19 protein-coding genes and 1 pseudogene are annotated in these 14,655 nt (G+C 62.5%); 9 read left to right on the top strand and 11 right to left on the bottom strand.

Translation table 11 applies throughout. The features are described from left to right. Positions 1-3: 3 nt before the first annotated feature. The 4 genes from tatC to G552_RS0107050 all read right to left on the bottom strand — a co-directional run bounded on the left by tatC (position 4) and on the right by G552_RS0107050 (position 3,171). Positions 4-756: a twin-arginine translocase subunit TatC gene (gene tatC / locus G552_RS0107065; protein ID WP_027882403.1), complete on the bottom strand. Its 753-nt coding sequence runs from the start codon at positions 754-756 to the stop codon at positions 4-6. A gap of 8 nt (positions 757-764) precedes the next feature. After that, positions 765-1,013, bottom strand: coding sequence for a Sec-independent protein translocase subunit TatA/TatB (locus G552_RS0107060; RefSeq protein WP_027882402.1), 249 nt, complete (start codon positions 1,011-1,013; stop codon positions 765-767). 83 nt (positions 1,014-1,096) lie between these two features. Beyond that, positions 1,097-2,461 (bottom strand): acetyl-CoA hydrolase/transferase family protein, encoded by a 1,365-nt coding sequence (locus G552_RS0107055; protein ID WP_051195722.1) that lies wholly within the window; start codon positions 2,459-2,461, stop codon positions 1,097-1,099. Positions 2,462-2,526: 65 nt separating this feature from the next. Then, positions 2,527-3,171: a DUF502 domain-containing protein gene (locus G552_RS0107050; RefSeq protein WP_027882400.1), complete on the bottom strand. Its 645-nt coding sequence runs from the start codon at positions 3,169-3,171 to the stop codon at positions 2,527-2,529. Between the two features lie 78 nt (positions 3,172-3,249). On the opposite strand from G552_RS0107050, the gene G552_RS0107045 reads away from it, so the two are divergent. From G552_RS0107045 to G552_RS0107025, 5 genes are read left to right on the top strand one after another with little or no spacing between them, the layout of a single operon-like run. Next, a complete protein-coding gene (locus G552_RS0107045; protein WP_027882399.1) occupies positions 3,250-3,729 on the top strand; it encodes a DUF456 domain-containing protein in 480 nt (159 codons plus the stop codon). 25 nt (positions 3,730-3,754) lie between these two features. After that, positions 3,755-3,976: a glutaredoxin family protein gene (locus G552_RS0107040; RefSeq protein ID WP_027882398.1), complete on the top strand. Its 222-nt coding sequence runs from the start codon at positions 3,755-3,757 to the stop codon at positions 3,974-3,976. A 12-nt stretch (positions 3,977-3,988) separates the two neighbouring features. Further along, entirely contained in the window at positions 3,989-4,912 is a 924-nt protein-coding gene (lgt, locus tag G552_RS0107035) for a prolipoprotein diacylglyceryl transferase (RefSeq protein WP_027882397.1), read from the top strand. A gap of 46 nt (positions 4,913-4,958) precedes the next feature. Beyond that, positions 4,959-6,038, top strand: coding sequence for a bifunctional 3-deoxy-7-phosphoheptulonate synthase/chorismate mutase (locus tag G552_RS0107030; RefSeq protein ID WP_027882396.1), 1,080 nt, complete (start codon positions 4,959-4,961; stop codon positions 6,036-6,038). A gap of 48 nt (positions 6,039-6,086) precedes the next feature. Then, a complete protein-coding gene (locus G552_RS0107025) occupies positions 6,087-7,046 on the top strand; it encodes a 4Fe-4S dicluster domain-containing protein (RefSeq protein ID WP_027882395.1) in 960 nt (319 codons plus the stop codon). Positions 7,047-7,053: 7 nt separating this feature from the next. Here G552_RS0107025 and tilS read toward each other — a convergent pair whose 3' ends face one another. After that, complete coding sequence (gene tilS, locus G552_RS0107020; RefSeq protein ID WP_027882394.1) at positions 7,054-8,610, bottom strand: tRNA lysidine(34) synthetase TilS; 1,557 nt, start codon at positions 8,608-8,610, stop codon at positions 7,054-7,056. Positions 8,611-8,659: 49 nt separating this feature from the next. Between tilS and truD the strand changes: the two genes are divergently transcribed. Next, the gene (gene truD / locus G552_RS0107015; RefSeq protein WP_051195721.1) at positions 8,660-9,748 is read left to right on the top strand and encodes a tRNA pseudouridine(13) synthase TruD; all 1,089 of its coding nucleotides are present in this window, start codon (positions 8,660-8,662) and stop codon (positions 9,746-9,748) included. On the opposite strand, the gene G552_RS0107010 is transcribed toward truD, so the two are convergent. Next, entirely contained in the window at positions 9,745-10,368 is a 624-nt protein-coding gene (locus tag G552_RS0107010; protein WP_027882392.1) for a trimeric intracellular cation channel family protein, read from the bottom strand. The two genes, truD and G552_RS0107010, sit on opposite strands and share 4 nt — an antisense overlap. A gap of 2 nt (positions 10,369-10,370) precedes the next feature. After that, on the bottom strand, positions 10,371-10,853 hold the full coding sequence (gene ispF, locus G552_RS0107005; protein ID WP_027882391.1) for a 2-C-methyl-D-erythritol 2,4-cyclodiphosphate synthase: 483 nt from the start codon (positions 10,851-10,853) through the stop codon (positions 10,371-10,373). A gap of 134 nt (positions 10,854-10,987) precedes the next feature. Between ispF and G552_RS0107000 the strand changes: the two genes are divergently transcribed. From G552_RS0107000 to G552_RS0106990, 3 genes are all read left to right on the top strand, one after another. Continuing rightward, positions 10,988-11,548: an HD domain-containing protein gene (locus G552_RS0107000; RefSeq protein ID WP_027882390.1), complete on the top strand. Its 561-nt coding sequence runs from the start codon at positions 10,988-10,990 to the stop codon at positions 11,546-11,548. Between the two features lie 93 nt (positions 11,549-11,641). Continuing rightward, the gene (locus tag G552_RS0106995) at positions 11,642-12,490 is read left to right on the top strand and encodes an SDR family oxidoreductase (RefSeq protein ID WP_027882389.1); all 849 of its coding nucleotides are present in this window, start codon (positions 11,642-11,644) and stop codon (positions 12,488-12,490) included. Between the two features lie 31 nt (positions 12,491-12,521). Then, positions 12,522-12,836: an FUN14 domain-containing protein gene (locus tag G552_RS0106990; RefSeq protein WP_027882388.1), complete on the top strand. Its 315-nt coding sequence runs from the start codon at positions 12,522-12,524 to the stop codon at positions 12,834-12,836. On the opposite strand, the gene G552_RS0106985 is transcribed toward G552_RS0106990, so the two are convergent. The 4 genes and pseudogenes from G552_RS0106985 to G552_RS17075 all read right to left on the bottom strand — a co-directional run. Next, positions 12,837-13,682 carry a hydroxymethylglutaryl-CoA lyase gene (locus G552_RS0106985; RefSeq protein WP_027882387.1) on the bottom strand — a complete coding sequence of 282 codons (846 nt, stop codon included), beginning with the start codon at positions 13,680-13,682 and terminating at the stop codon, positions 12,837-12,839. Continuing rightward, positions 13,679-14,029 (bottom strand): DUF5615 family PIN-like protein, encoded by a 351-nt coding sequence (locus G552_RS0106980; RefSeq protein WP_027882386.1) that lies wholly within the window; start codon positions 14,027-14,029, stop codon positions 13,679-13,681. Before G552_RS0106980 ends, G552_RS0106985 begins: the two co-directional genes overlap by 4 nt. After that, positions 14,029-14,283 (bottom strand): DUF433 domain-containing protein, encoded by a 255-nt coding sequence (locus G552_RS0106975; RefSeq protein ID WP_027882385.1) that lies wholly within the window; start codon positions 14,281-14,283, stop codon positions 14,029-14,031. Before G552_RS0106975 ends, G552_RS0106980 begins: the two co-directional genes overlap by 1 nt. Positions 14,284-14,480: 197 nt before the next feature. Continuing rightward, positions 14,481-14,655: pseudogene (locus G552_RS17075) on the bottom strand (IS1634 family transposase); the annotation flags it as partial.

The raw sequence follows: 14,655 nt of genomic DNA, 5'->3' as shown, positions 1-14,655 counted from the left end.
CCCTCAGGCCGTGCTGGCCTCAGCCTCTTTAGGGCGGCCCCGCTCGGCCCACTTGACCAGCAGGATAGAGATGCCGTAGAGCACCATAAGCGGTACGGAGACCAGGCTCAGATTAACCACATCCACCGTAGGGGTAATGATGGCCGCCAGGGTTACCAGGGCCACGATAGCGATGCGCCAGTTGTTGATTAGGAAGCGGCTAGAAAGCAGCCCCAGCCGGGCCAGCAGGTAGCTCACCACCGGCATCTCGAAGAGAATGCCCATCAGGCCCAGGAAGGTGAGAATCTGGCCCATGTACATCCCGATGGAGATCTGGGGGGTGATGACGTCGCCCAAAAACCCTAAGAGGAAGGGCACAGCAAAGGGAAGCAGCACATAGTAGGCGAACAGCGCCCCCAGGCCAAAGCTGAAGCCGGCACCGAGGAGGAAGGGAACTGCTAGCCTGCGCTCATGGTCGTAAAGCCCCGGAGCGATGAAGGCCCATATCTGATAAACGATGAAGGGCAAAGCCAACACCAGCCCCCCAAAAGCGGCCACCTTAAAGGCGGTGAGGAAGGGCTCGGTGATGTTCAAAACGATCAGCTCGGCTTTCAGGTTAGCGGTCTTGTTGTAGGCGTCCAGGGGGCGTCGGAGGGCCTCGAGGATTTGCACCCGGAAGCTAAAAGCCACCACCGTCATCACGCCCCAGGCCGCAATGGACCAGATCAGGCGGTTGCGCAGCTCCTCCAGGTGTTCCATCAATGGGGCTTCGCGCATGGCCTACCTCAGGACTTGGACTCTTCCTTGGCCTCGAGCTTCTTTTCTTCCAGGGGCCGGCTCATCTCTTCCTTGATTTCTTTGAACTCCTTCACCTCGGCAGCCTTTTCAAACTCCTCGCGGATGCTGCGGGCCCCGCGCTGGAACTCGCGGATGCTCTGGCCCAGGCTGCGCCCCAGTTCGGGTAGCTTGCGTGGGCCGAACAACAGCAAGGCGATCAGCAGGATGATCAGAATCTCGGTCATTCCCAGGTTCATGGCAGTCTCCTAGCTATAGTTTACCCCCTTGGCTGAAGCCTAGCTGAAAGGCTAGCTGGCTTGCATCAAAAAAGCGTGACAGGCTAACTAGGAGAGAAGCCGGGGTAGCTTTTGGGCAGGAGGCCCCGCTCGAAAGCGGCCTGACTCAGCGCTTCGCGGAAGTGGGGGTGGGCGATCTGGATGAGGGCCTGGGCTCGCTCGCGCAGGCTTTTGCCAAAAAGGTCGGCCACACCGTACTCGGTGACCACGTAGTGCACGTCGGCCCGAGTGGTCACCACGCCAGCCCCGGTTTTGAGCAGAGGGAGGATGCGGCTGAAGCTGTGGTTCTTACCGCTGCTGGGCAGGGCGATGATGGGCTTGCCCCCCTTGCTGGCCGCAGCCCCGCGGATGAAGTCGAGCTGCCCACCAAAACCAGAGTAGATGCGCGGGCCGATGGAGTCGGCGCAGACCTGGCCCGTGAGGTCGACCTCGAGGGCCGAGTTGATGGCCACCATATTCTCGTTTCGGGCGATGTTGAAAGGGTTGTTCACCCAGTCCGCGGGGCGCATCTCGAAGAGGGGATTGTTGTGCACGAAGCGATACAGCCGCTCGGAGCCCAGCACAAAGGTGCCCACCACCTTGCCCGGCAGCAAGGTCTTGCGCTGCCCGGTGACGATGCCTTTTTCTAAGGCCTCCATCACCCCATCGGAGATCATCTCGGTGTGAATACCCAAATCCTGCCTACCGCTCAGGTTGGCCAACACCGCGTCGGGGATGGCCCCGATGCCCATCTGCAGGGTGCAGCCATCATCGATGAGGTCGGCGACATACTTGCCAATCTTGGCCTCCACCTCGCCGAAGGTGTCGCGGGGCAGGACGGGCAAAGGGAACTCCGCCTCTACGAAGGCAGCGAACTTGGAGACGTGCACGAAGGTGTCGCCCAGGGTGCGGGGCATCCGGGGGTTGACCAAGGCGATCACCCGTCGAGCGGTTTCCACCGCGGCCTTGGCGGCGATGACTTCCACCCCCAGGCTGACGAAGCCGAACTCGTCTGGAGGCGAGACCTGTACCAAAGCGTAGTCCAGCGGCAGAACACCCCGTTTGAACAGCCAGGGAATCTGGTGCAGCGAGATGGGCACATAATCGGCCCGTCCACTGTTGACTGCCTCCCGGTCGGCTGGGCCTACAAACAGCGAGCGGCGGCGGAAATGCCCTTCCATCTCGGGGGCTAAGAAGGGGTCGCTGCCCAGCTGGAGCACGTGAACCAGCTCCACGTTTTCCAGCTCATCCTTGCGCCGGGCCAGAGCCTCGAGCAGAGGGGTAGGGGTGGAGGCATTGCCCGAGACGAACACCCGGGCGTTGCTGCCAATCATGCTGGCGGCTAGCTCGAGGTCCACCAGCTTGCTCTGGTAGACCTTTTCCACCTCGCTGCGGGCTAGAGCTTTGCCGGTGCGGGAAACTCGTTTCATAAACCCCATGCTATAGCCTTTTTTCGGGACAGATGACCGGGTGTAACCCCTGTTTAGGCCGGCATTCAACCGGCGCTCGAGTCGGCCAACAAGGGTTTGGCCTTGTTTTCCGGTAGGATGAAACCGGCGGAAACCACGTACTTTAGGGCATCTTCGATGCTGATGTCCAGGGGGATGACCTCAGAGGAAGGCACGATGATGGCCATGCCGGAGGCGGGCACCGGGCTGGTGGGAACCAACACCACGGTGTAGCCCTCCGGCAGTGGGGACAGCTTCTTGCCCACCTGGGGGCTGGCGATAAAGCAAAGGATATACAGGCCCTTGCGGGGGTATTCGATCAAGGCCGCGCGTTGGAACTGCACCTCAGGCTGCCCCAGCAGGGTGTGGGCGATCTGTTGTACGGCGTTGTACACCTCCCGCACCAGCGGGATGGCCTTGATGCTTTTGTCTATGGCGGAAAAAATAGCCCGGCCCACGTAATTGCCGGTCAGGGCACCAGCCAGCGTCACCAACCCTAAAGTGGCCAGAAGGCCCAGGAAGGGGAAAAGGGGTAAAAGCCCTTTGGGAGGTTCTATAGAGAGGGCTTGGAGCAGGCTGCTGATGATGCCATTGAACCAGCTGTAGACCCAAACCAGCACGTACAGGGTTACAGCTATGGGCAGAATGGACAGAAGCCCAGTGAAGAAGTAGCGGCGCAGGCGAGAACCCATACCTTTGAGTCTAAGGCAGGGGAACCGTGTGTGCAGGGGCTGCCCTACCAATCGAGGGATGCTTTAGACTTTAGGCGCGTGAACGCCTTTGCTGACTGGCTCTTTGTGGGAGTGTGGCTGGTGGCCCTTTGGGCCACCTTTATCCCGGTGGTGCCTGCCGGCTTTATTATCCTGGGGGCAGCTTTGCTCCACGAGTTGTTGGTGGGTTTCCGCGAGATAGGTCTGCCGCTCTGGGTGGCGTTGGCGGTGCTGACGGTTTTGTCCTCGCTGATAGACAACATTGCTGGGGCCATAGGGGCACGGCGGTTTGGCGGTAGCCGCCAGGGGGTGTGGGGGGCTTTCATCGGAGGGATTGTGGGGGTGTTCGTTTACCCGCCATGGGGGTTGTTTCTAATGCCTTTACTAGGTGCTTATCTGGGTGAGCTGCTGGCAGGCCGCACCGCTGCGGCGGCCCTGCGGGGGGCCTGGGGGGCGGTGTGGGGCTTGTTGGGGGGGCTGGCAGGGAAATTCCTGATTCACCTGGTGATGGGGGTGTTGGTGCTGATGGCTATCTTTTGAGGCCCCGGCTATACTTGGAGGCCAGATGGGCTATGTGTTGATCAGCCGGAAAGGTTGCCACCTCTGCCAGGAGGCTGAGGCCCTGCTGAAGGCCCAAGGCATCGACTACCTTTGGCAGGATGTGGATGCCGATGAAGAGCTGCGCAAAGTCTATACCTTTCGGGTTCCGGTACTCCTCAAAGAGGGTAAGGTGCTGCTCGAGGGCAAGTTTACCCTCGAGCGCCTGGAGAAGAAGCTAGCCCAGTAGCCGGAGGTAGGAATGGATCCTATCCTAATCGAAATCGGCCCCTTGCAGATTCGCTGGTACGGGCTTTTCTTGGTGCTGGCGATATTTGCCGCCTTTGAGATCGCGAAGCGCTTGCTGAAAAGCTGGGGTTTCGACCCCGACCGCTTCGAGCAGATTGCCTTTTGGGCGGTGATCTGGGGGGTGGTGGGGGCCCGGGTGGGCTACGTGCTCACCAGCCCCGGTGAGTTTAGCACCAACCCGGCCGCGGCCTTGTATATCTGGCAGGGGGGGTTGTCCTTCCACGGGGCCATTGTGGGGGGGTTGATTCCCTTCATCTACCACTACTACCGCTACAAAATACCCATCTGGGCCTATTTAGACGCGGTGGTGCCGGGAATTGCCCTGGGTGTGGCGGCTGGGCGGTTGGGCAACATTATGAACGGCTCCGATACCGTGGGACGCCTGACCAACTGGCCCATCGGGTTTACCTGGCCCGATTGGGCCAAGGGGTTTCCTGGGGTATGCCCCGGCATCCAGGACATCAGCCAGGTATACACCTGTGCACCGGAGACTATTGTGCGGGGGCCAGTGCATTTTACCCAGCTCTACGGGGTTTTAATCGGGGTGGCCCTATTGCTTCTGGCCCTCTACTGGTTGCGGCAGAACCGGGCCTACGGCTACGTGTTTTGGCAGTTCGTGCTGTGGTATAGCTTGCTGCGCTCGGTTTTCGAGGAGACCTTCCGCCTAAACCCCCTTTGGCTTAGGGTTTACCTGAATGAGGAGGCCGGCATTGGCCTGTTTACAGCAACGCAGATAGTTTCCGTTCCCCTGATCTTGCTGGCCTTGTACATGCTTGGGCGGTGGAAGGGAGGGCGGGAGAACCCCCCAGCTACACTGGCGGTGCCAGCGGGCCCGGCACCTAAGCCCGGTGTAGCCCGAAGAAGCAAGAAGCGGTAGCCGCGCCTTGCCTCGAGCCCCTCCCTCTTGGTATACCATTGAGCTCATGGATCAGCGAATTGTACAGCTGCGTAAGGACGTCGACCGCATCAACCGGGAACTGCTTCGCTTGCTTTCCGAACGGGGCCGGCTGGTGAGCGAGATCGGGCGCATCCAGACCGAGTTGGGGCTGCCCCACTACGACCCTAAACGCGAGGAGGAGATGCTAGCCTACCTTACTGCGGAAAACCCGGGCCCCTATCCGGCGGAGACCATCAAGCGGCTGTTCAAGGAGATTTTCAAGGCCTCGCTGGACTTAGAAGAACGGCAGGACAAGCAGAAATTCCTCTACTCGCGCCAGGTCAAGCCCGAGGATACCAGGGTTCGGGTGGGTGATGTGGTCTTTGGTCAGGGCAAGGTGCTGGTGGCCGGGCCCTGCTCGATTGAGTCGGAAGAGCAGATGCTTTCCACCGCTCGCTTTCTGGCCGAGCGTGGGGTGCGGGTATTGCGCGGAGGGGCCTATAAGCCCCGCACCTCCCCCTACGGCTTTCAAGGGATGGGGGAGCCGGCCTTGCGGCTGGGCCGCCAGGCCGCCGATGCCTATGGGATGGTCTTTGTAACCGAGGTTATGGATACCCGCGATGTGGAGCTGGTGGCCCAGTATGCCGACATCCTGCAGGTAGGCACCCGTAACGCCCAGAACTTCGCCCTGCTGCGCGAGGTGGGCCGGGCCAACAAACCGGTTTTGCTCAAGCGGGGGTTTGCCCAGACCATCGAGGAGTGGTTTTACAGCGCGGAGTATATCCTTTCGCAAGGGAACGCCGAGGTTATTTTGTGTGAGCGGGGTATTCGTACCTACGAGAAGTGGACCCGCAACACCCTCGACCTTTCCGCGGCGGTTTTGGCCAAGCAGCTAACCCACCTGCCGGTTATTGTGGACGTGACCCATGCCGCAGGGCGGCGCGACCTGCTGGCCCCGCTGGCCCGGGCGGCGCTAGCGGCGGGGCTGGATGGGGTGCATGTGGAGGTACACCCCAACCCCAAGGTGGCCCTTTCCGACAGCGAACAGCAGCTAGACTTTGCCCAGTTCGAGGCCTTCTTGAAGGCTATTGAAGATCTGATGCCCAAGGAAGCCTCGAGGGTTTGAGCCTACAGCCCCTTACGGTAGACCCCTTCACCTTGTACCCTGATAGGCGTGGGGCTTTTGGACAACCTGGTAGGCGCTTTCCTCAAACTGACCGACCCAACCCCCGACTACACTGGGCCACGCTGTTTGCTCGAGCGCAACAGCGTGGGGGGGTGCGACAAGTGCCAGCAGGCCTGCCCGCACCAGGCCATTAACCTGCAGAGCTTTACCGTTGAGATAGATGAGGTGAAGTGCACCAGCTGCGGGCTTTGCACCTCGGCCTGCCCGGGAATCGCCCTGGAGTTTCCCCTAGGGCCCATTCAGGAGAAGCTCTACCGGGGTCGGGGCCAGCTCCGTTGCGCCAAGGCTCCAGGCGCGGGGGACGAGGTTCACTGCCTGGGGCAGCTAACCCCGGGGGTGCTGGCCGAGGCGGCCTCGAGGTTTGGCCCCCTTACCCTGGCCCACGGGGACTGTGCCCACTGCAAGATTGGGGGGCCTTCCGTCCCAGAAAAAGTGCAGCAGGTGGCCCAGGAGGCCCGCCGCTACTTTCCCGGCCTCGAGGTGCACTTGCAGCAAGAGGCCCTGCGGGGCGCCGCAGTAGGCCGGCGGGAGTTTTTTGGGGCCATGTTTGGCGGGGCCAAGCGGGGAGCGGCGGAGCTGGTGCCCAACCTGCCTTTGCCCCAGGATGAACCCTCCGAAGACCGCCGGGCCGAGCTGCCTGCTGAGTTGCGGCTGCGCCGTTTGGCGGCTTACCGGGCCTCTGGGGTGCGCTGGCCCCGCATAAGGGTGGCCGAGGGCTGCACCCTTTGCCCAGTCTGTACCAACGTCTGTCCTACCAAGGCGGTGGAGCGCGAGCGCGAGGGGGAGGAGTACGTGTTGAAGCTGAGGGTATCGGCCTGCACCGGTTGTGGCGCCTGTGTGGAAAGCTGTCCGCCCCAGGTCATCTCGCTGGTTGAGGCGGGGCGGGCGGAGGTGCTGGGGGAACCCCTCGAGCTTTTCCGCGGCACCCCACCCTGGTACGACCTGTAGGGTCGGGCTAGCGCTTCTGGGCGAAAAAGCTACGCAGCAGCCGGGCCGACTCGCGTTCGAGCCAGCCTCCTTCCCAGGCAAAGGGGGGGTTCAGGCGGTGGATCGTAACCGCTCCGGCCTTGAGGTTTTCCACCGCGTAGACCACCCGCCGCACCTGGGCCTCGGCCAGGGCACCGAAGCACATAGGGCAGGGCTCGAGGGTTACGTAGACAGTGGCCCCCGGCAGCACCTTGCTTCGCTCGAGGGCTAAGGCCTGCTTTAGGGCGATGAATTCGGCGTGGGCGGTGGCGTCTTGGTTCTGCTCTACCTGGTTGTGGGCCTGGGCCAGCACCTCCCCATCCCAGACCACCACCGCACCAATGGGCACCTCGCCTTGCTTGAAGGCTTTTTGGGCTTGCGCCAGAGCACTGCGCATGTGCTCGAGGTCCTCTTCCTCGGGCCAGAGGTTCCATACCTCCTGCACCTGTTGTCCCACCGCTCGCACGGGCCAGACCTGCTTGAGCTCGGGAGGTACACCGTGCTCGGCTAGAAAATCTACCAGCCGCATCCGGCCCTGGGGCAGCTCGATCTGGTCGCCGGGCTGGGGCAGCCTGGAGCCGCGCCAGGGGGGGAAGGCCGTGGCCGTGGGCGGGATCAGAAACAGGGTACCGTCGCGGCGGCGGACCTGCCAGCCTTCGGGTAGGGTGAAGGCTTCGCCCTGTAGCGCCCGCTCGAGCTGGAGAATCCAGGCGGTCTCGGGCCGTAGCTGGATGTGCTCGAGCATCTGCCGCAAGGCCCGGCGGCGCAGCCCGCTGGGGGCCTGCAATAGCGGGGCTACCCGGTAGGCTGGACAGGGCCAGCGCCCATCGCGTAGCAGAATTTGCGCGGCTAGGGGGTCTAGGGCCTCGTCGTCGAGCTGGGAGATGGCGGCAAAGCGGGCCAGGGTGGTATTGACCTGAGGAAAGCGGGCCTTGAGCCGGGGAAAGACCTCCAGACGCAGGTAGTTGCGATCCATCGAGACATCGGCGTTACTCACATCCTCGAGCCAGTCCTGGCCTTTGTGCCGGAGGTAGGCCCGTAGGGTACTGCGGCTTATTTCCAGCAAGGGCCGCACCACCTTGCCCCGCTTGGGCCGTATGCCTAGCCCCCGCCCGGTGCCCTGTACAAGCTGCAACAATACCGTTTCGGCTTGGTCGTCCTCGGTGTGGGCGGTCAGTACAGCCTGGGCCCGATGTTTTTTGGCCACCTTGGCCAGGAAGACATAGCGTAGTTCCCGTGCGGTAGCCTCCAGGTTCTCACCTCGCTCCTGGGCGATCCGGGCTACCTCGATCCGATCCGACTCGAAGGCATACCCCAGCCGGCGGGCCAGGGCCTCTACCCAGCGGGCCTCCGCTGCCGACTCCGGGCGCAGCGCATGGTCGAGGTGGGCCACCACCACCTGGCGTGGGGTAGCGGTCAGGAGCAAGAGCAAGGCTACCGAATCCCCACCCCCTGAAACAGCAGCCACCAGGCTTCCTTCGGGCACCAGCCGGGTCAGGTGATGGGCAAAACGGGCCTCGAGCGCAGCGAAGTCCTGCGGGTCCACGGTCACTATGCTAACGGGTTTTGCCCCTACAATCGGCGGTGGAGAATGTATGCTTGAGCTTCCTGAACTGCGCTTCGACTTCAACGCCTACCCCTATCTAACCCCTGAGCTGCCTGGGGTGGAAGGGCGCATACGCCAGCAGCCCCGCGATTTTCAGGTCTACGAGGTGCCGGCCTACAGCCCAGCCGGCCAGGGCGAGCATTTGTTCGTGCACATCGAGAAGGAGGGGCTGACCACCCGGGCGGTGCTCGAGTTTCTGCGCGACCGGTTGGGCATAGGTGAGGCCCAGATAGGGGTAGCCGGCCTTAAGGACAAACACGCCCTTACCCGACAGTGGTTTAGCCTTCCAGCCCGCTACCAGTCCCGCTTGGAGGTGCTATATGAGCTTCCTGGGGTGCGGGTGCTCGAGGCGGCCTTGCACCCTCACAAGCTGCGGGTAGGCCACCTTTTGGGCAACCGCTTTCGTATCCTTCTACGCTGCCCCGAGGCGCCTCAGGTTTTAGCCCGAGCAGAGACCATCCTGCATCGGCTGGCCCAGCAGGGGGTGCCCAACTACTATGGGCCCCAGCGCTTTGGCCTCGGGGGGCAGAACCCGATTAGGGGCTATCGGCTGCTCAAGGAAGGCCGGCTGCACAGCCCACCTTGGCTGAAGAAGTTCCTTTCGGCCAGCCTGCAAAGCCTGCTGTTCAACCACTGGCTGGCGCTGCGCTTGGAGATGGGCCTGTTTGACCAGGTGATCGAGGGCGATGTGGCCAAGAAACACGACACCGGAGGGGAGTTCGTGGTACAAGATGCGGCGGCCGAGAACCCCCGGGCCCAGCGCTTTGAGATCAGCGCTACGGGTCCTTTGTTTGGCAAAAAGTACCGCGAGGCCCAGGGGCCAGCCCGGGTTTTGGAGGACCAGGTTTTGCAGGGCTATGGCCTTTCGCGCCAGGACTTTGCCGCCCGCCGGGGCGACCGCCGCCTGATCCGCTTTCCCTTGCGCGACTGGGGGGTAGAGGCCAGCCCGGAGGGCCTTTGGCTCAGCTTCTTCCTACCTAAAGGGGCCTATGCCACCGCGGTATTGCGGGAGGTGATGAAGCGCAACCCCGAGGAGGGTGGGCTCGAGGATGAAGCGCTAGAGGAGGCCGGGCCTTAGTCCCGCGGCCCAGGAAGGCCCAGGCCCAGCCAGCGGCTCGAAAGCCGCAGGGCGATGGCCACCAAAGCCCCCAGCACCACCGCTAAGGCCGAATAGAAGGGTAGGAAGGTGTAGACCAGGAAAACCACCGCGGCCCCGCCCGCTGCTGCCGAGGCGTAGAGGTCGCGGTTACGGTAGAAGATGCCGGGTATCTCCCCGGCCAGGACATCCCGCAGGACACCCCCACCCACCCCCGAGACCGTGCCCACAAAAACGCTGCCCCAGAAGCCCAGGCCAAAGGCCAAGGCCCGCTCGGCCCCCAAAGCGGCGAACAACCCCATGCCTATCGTGTCCAGGTAGTAGATGGGGCGCTCGAGCCGGCCTATGCGGCGGTGAAAGCGCCATACCCCCAGGGCCAGGACAAAGACCATCCACAGCACCGCCTCGTTGCGCAGCGAGGCCGCGGGTAGCGAGCCTACCAGCACATCCCGGACGGCCCCACCCCCCATGGCGGTGACCCCGGTGAGCACCACAATACCCACCAGGTCGAAGCGCTTTTGCACTGCTGCCAAGGCGCCTGAGGCCCCGAAGGCCAGAAGGCCAGCCCAGGACAAGAACTCGAGGAATTGCCCGTGCGGCATGGTTATTTGCTAATAGACTTTTCTGGGGTGGGCTCGAGGTGAACCACCACCCGGCACTGCACGTGGTCGGGAGCCAGCCCCTCGGAGGTCTTGAAGGTAAGGCCTACCCGTTTTTTGTCCAGCCCGGTGAGAAGGGCCAGATTTTCCTGTATGGCCGTGCGGTAGGGCCCCAGCTTGGGCCGATCCAACACCACCACCGCGGCAAGCTGGCTCAGCCGGTAACCGTTCTCCCGTACCTTTTGCAGCACCACCTCGAGGATCACCCGACTCTCCAGCCCCCTCCATTTGGGGTCGTGGTCGGGAAAGTAACTGCCAATGTCCCCTAGGGCAAAAGCCGAGAGCAGCGCATCGGCCAAAGCATGCAGGATAACGTCGCCATCGGAGTGGGCTATGGCGCCTCGCTCGCTTTCGACCCGAAGACCCCCCAGCCACAGCTCACGCCCCTCACCCAGGCGGTGGGCATCCTCACCATAGCCGATGAGCAGAGAGGAAAAAGGGTGGGTTGCTTTATCTGCCACGCTGTCATCCTAACGAGTCTTGCGGCGGCGTGCAAAAGCGGCTGCCCAGCCCACCCCATAGCCCTTGACCCTGTGGCCTAGGCCCTTCGAGAATGGGAAACATGGCAATCTACATGGTCTACGAAGATGCCCTGGCCTTAATGCAGCGCTGGACTTCCTCGGAAAGCCTGCGCAAGCACATGATGGCGGTGGAGGCGGCCATGCGGGCCTATGCCCGCCGGTTTGGTGAACCCGAGGAGAAATGGGCCATCACCGGTATTCTGCACGATTTCGACTACGAAAAAGCCCCTGAAACCCACCCCTTCAAAGGGGTAGAGATGCTGCGCGAGATGGGCTACCCCGAGGACGTGCTCGAGGCCATCCTGGGCCACGCCGATGTGCCCGAGTACCCCCGTCATACCCTGTTGGCCAAGGCGCTGTTCGCGGTAGATGAGCTGGTGGGGCTGATCACCGCGGCGGTCTACGTCCGGCCCGATAAGAGCATCCAGAGCCTCGAGCTCTCCAGCTTGAAGAAGAAGTTCAAGGACAAAGCCTTTGCTGCTCGGGTCGACCGTGAGGGCATTGTGCGCGGAGCCCAGGAACTGGGGGTAGACCTCGACGAGCACATGGCTTTCGTGCTCGAGGCCATGAAAGCCGACGCTCAGCGGCTCGGACTGGCATAAACCGCTGCCCGACTGGCTATGCAGTAGGCTGGAGGGGTGAAGCTGCTTCACCCTTTGGGCCCCTCGCGGTAGAGTATCCCCTACGGTGAAGCTATGTTTGAGCCTGGACTCCTCAAAGATAAGGTAGTGTTGGTAACGGGTGGCGGCACCGGCCTGGGCCGCTCGATGAGCACACGTTTCCTGGAACTGGGGGCCAAGGTGGCTATCACCAGCCGCCGGGCCGAGACCATCGCCCAGGCGGCCCAGGAGATGATGCAGCAGACCGGGGGGGAGGTGTTTGCCACCCCGGTAGACGTGCGCGACCCCGAGGCGGTGCGGGCCATGGTGGATGCGGTGGAGGCCCATTTTGGCCGGATTGATGTGCTGGTCAACAACGCTGCCGGTAACTTTATCTCGCCCACCGAGCGGCTATCCTACCGGGCCTTCGATGCGGTGCTGAATATCGTGTTGCACGGCACGGTCTACTGCACCCTCGAGGTCGGCAAGCGCTGGATTGCCAAAGGGCAGAAGGGCACCGTGCTCAATATTGCCACCACCTATGCCCAGACCGGCTCGGGGTATGTGGTGCCCTCGGCCACGGCCAAGGGGGGGGTAGTGGTGCTGACCCGTTCTCTGGCTGCGGAGTGGGGCAAGTACGGTATTCGTCTGAACGCCATTGCCCCCGGCCCTTTCCCCACTGAAGGGGCCTGGAGCCGCCTGATGCCCACCCCGGAGATTGCCCAAATGTTCGAGAAGAAAGTACCCCTGGGCCGGGTGGGCGAGCACATCGAACTAGCCAACCTAGCGGCTTACCTAATCTCCGACTACGCTGGCTTTATCACTGGGGATGTAATCACCATTGACGGGGGCGAGTCGGTTTGGAATGCGGGAGAGTTTAACGTTCTGGACGCGGTGACCAAGGAGCAGTGGGATGCCCTCGAGGTCATGCGCAAAAAAGGCTGACCTCTTTGGGTGGGCATGGCACAATAGAGAAGTGGACCTTATTCAACCGTACATCGGGCAGCTCACCTTCGGGGGGCTGGCTGGTTTTGCTGTGGGCTACGCCATAAAAACGGTAGGGCGCTGGGTGGCCATCATCCTGGGCTTGATCTTTGTGGTGGTGCAGGTGCTGGCCTCGATGGGCTACATCAACGTGGACTGGACCCGCATCCAGCGCGATGTGGAGCCGCTGCTGCAGCAGGAGCAGATCAAGTCGGCCTGGGATGGCCTGGTGCAGGTGCTCACCACCAACCTGCCTTTTGGCGGGGCTTTTGTGGCTGGGCTGCTGCTGGGCTTGCGCCGTGGCTGACTAGCCATAGCGCCAGCGCAGCTCGAGGGCCTCTTGGGCCAGCCTGGGGAGGTGCTCCAAGGGGATGCCCAGGTCGAAGCCACGCTCCTTCAGGTAGGGCAGTACCTGCTCGGTGGCCAGGTTGCCTACCAGCGCATCCCCAGCAAAAGGACAGCCACCAATCCCCCCCAAGGCGCCCTCCAACCAGCGAATCCCGGCGGCTAAAACGACCTCGACTTTCTCTAGGGTTTCCTCGGGCCGGCTGTGCAGGTGCACCCCCAGGTTTTCGAGCCCTTCCTGGGCCACGGCCCATAGGGTCTGGGCGATGGCCTCTTTTGAGGCTACCCCATAGGTATCGGCCAGCACAATACCAGAAACCCCTTCCAGCTCGCGCACCTGCCGTACGAAGGAAGCGGTGAGGCCCGGTTCCCAAGGTTCGCCGTAGGGGTTGCCAAAGGCCATGGAGAGGTAAACCACAAACCGCAGCCCCTGGGCTTCGGCGATGAGTTGTTCCAGCACCGGCCAGGATTCCTCAATGCCCAGATTGAGGTTTTTACGTTGGAAGGTCTCGCAGATGGAGAAGGGGTAGCCCAGGGTGGTTAGGTGGGGGGCCTGCAATGCTCGCACTAGGCCCCTCTGGTTGCCAATGATAGCCAGGTACTCCCGTCCTTCCGGCGGGGGCAAGGCCGCCAGCACCTCAGCGGCATCGGCGTGCTGGGGAACCCATTGGGGGGATACGAAACTGGTCAGGTCTAGGTTCTTGAACCCGGCCTCGAGCAGCTTACGCAGGAAGCCCACCTTTTCCTCGGTGGGGATGAATCCCTTTAGCCCTTGCCAGGCGTCGCGGGGACACTCCACCCACTTCACAGTACCTCACTATACCGGGCGATGCCCTCGGGCTGAACTACATACAGCTCGCCCCAGAGGGGATAGCCCAGCCGAAACACATCGCGAAGAAGCAGGCGGATTAGCTCGGGGTCGATGACGCCTGGGCGTAGCACGATGCGGGGAAAGCCAAGGGGGAAGCGCAGCGGATCGGAGAAGTCCAGATCGAGCGTAACCAGGACGTATTCATGCTGCGCGGCATAGGCATACAGCTGGGCATCGGAGCGCCCACTCAGCCCTACCTCCCGCACGCTCAGCGCCTCGTGGCCTTCTCCAATCAGCCACCACAGCACCCGCTGGGGAATGTTTTCGTCTAGCAGAATGCGCATTACTCCTCGTGCAGGGCAATCCACTCGTAGTTGGTGGCACGGGCCCCGTATAGTAAAGCGGCTTGGATGTCCTGGCGGGTCAGCTCGGGCCACTGCAGCAGAACCTCTTCGATGGACATCTGTGAGGCCAAAGCTTCCAGCACCATGTGCACTGCGATACGGGTTCCTTTGAGGCGGGGCCTGCCCCGCAGAACATCCGGGTGGGCGCTGATGCGGGAGAGGAGTTCGTGGCGAACCTTGGCACCCAGCTTCACGGCTAACCTCCTGGCAGCTAGTCCTATGTTTGAGCAAGTGAGCAGAGTTTTGTGGGCTGCATGCTTCATCATAACCTCTAAGTGCCAAATTTTCGCTTAGAAATAGCCTCAGTTAAGCTCGACTTTGACACCGTGATCCTTGAGAACCCTTGAAACACAAGGCTTTCTTGGGCACACGGGGGTCGCGTACCACTACACTACCCGGCGGGGGTCGTCTCGGGACGTGGCAGCGGCTGGACCCGCGCCGGCGGCCGCAGGCCCACGGCCTTGAAGGCCTCGTAGGCCTGCCCGACCAGCTCGGTGCGGGTGAGGCAGGCCTCGCCGTCCAGCTCCACGGCCACGGCGTGCAGCTGCGAGAGGTCGTGGAGCACG

Source organism: Meiothermus rufus DSM 22234 (assembly GCF_000423425.1).
In the GTDB taxonomy this organism is placed as follows: Bacteria; Deinococcota; Deinococci; order Deinococcales; family Thermaceae; genus Meiothermus; species Meiothermus rufus.
Note: the sequence above shows the minus strand (reverse complement) of the source record. Positions and strands in the feature narration are given on the sequence as shown.

Excerpts from the sequence above, each read along its gene's own strand:
- tatC (WP_027882403.1), bottom strand. The coding sequence starts at position 756 with ATGCGCGAAGCCCCATTGATGGAACACCTGGAGGAGCTGCGCAACCGC.
- G552_RS0107060 (WP_027882402.1), bottom strand. The coding sequence starts at position 1,013 with ATGAACCTGGGAATGACCGAGATTCTGATCATCCTGCTGATCGCCTTG.
- G552_RS0107055 (WP_051195722.1), bottom strand. The coding sequence starts at position 2,461 with ATGAAACGAGTTTCCCGCACCGGCAAAGCTCTAGCCCGCAGCGAGGTG.
- G552_RS0107050 (WP_027882400.1), bottom strand. The coding sequence starts at position 3,171 with ATGGGTTCTCGCCTGCGCCGCTACTTCTTCACTGGGCTTCTGTCCATT.
- G552_RS0107040 (WP_027882398.1), top strand. The coding sequence starts at position 3,755 with ATGGGCTATGTGTTGATCAGCCGGAAAGGTTGCCACCTCTGCCAGGAG.
- lgt (WP_027882397.1), top strand. The coding sequence starts at position 3,989 with ATGGATCCTATCCTAATCGAAATCGGCCCCTTGCAGATTCGCTGGTAC.
- G552_RS0107030 (WP_027882396.1), top strand. The coding sequence starts at position 4,959 with ATGGATCAGCGAATTGTACAGCTGCGTAAGGACGTCGACCGCATCAAC.
- truD (WP_051195721.1), top strand. The coding sequence starts at position 8,660 with ATGCTTGAGCTTCCTGAACTGCGCTTCGACTTCAACGCCTACCCCTAT.
- G552_RS0107010 (WP_027882392.1), bottom strand. The coding sequence starts at position 10,368 with ATGCCGCACGGGCAATTCCTCGAGTTCTTGTCCTGGGCTGGCCTTCTG.
- G552_RS0107000 (WP_027882390.1), top strand. The coding sequence starts at position 10,988 with ATGGCAATCTACATGGTCTACGAAGATGCCCTGGCCTTAATGCAGCGC.
- G552_RS0106995 (WP_027882389.1), top strand. The coding sequence starts at position 11,642 with ATGTTTGAGCCTGGACTCCTCAAAGATAAGGTAGTGTTGGTAACGGGT.
- G552_RS0106980 (WP_027882386.1), bottom strand. The coding sequence starts at position 14,029 with ATGCGCATTCTGCTAGACGAAAACATTCCCCAGCGGGTGCTGTGGTGG.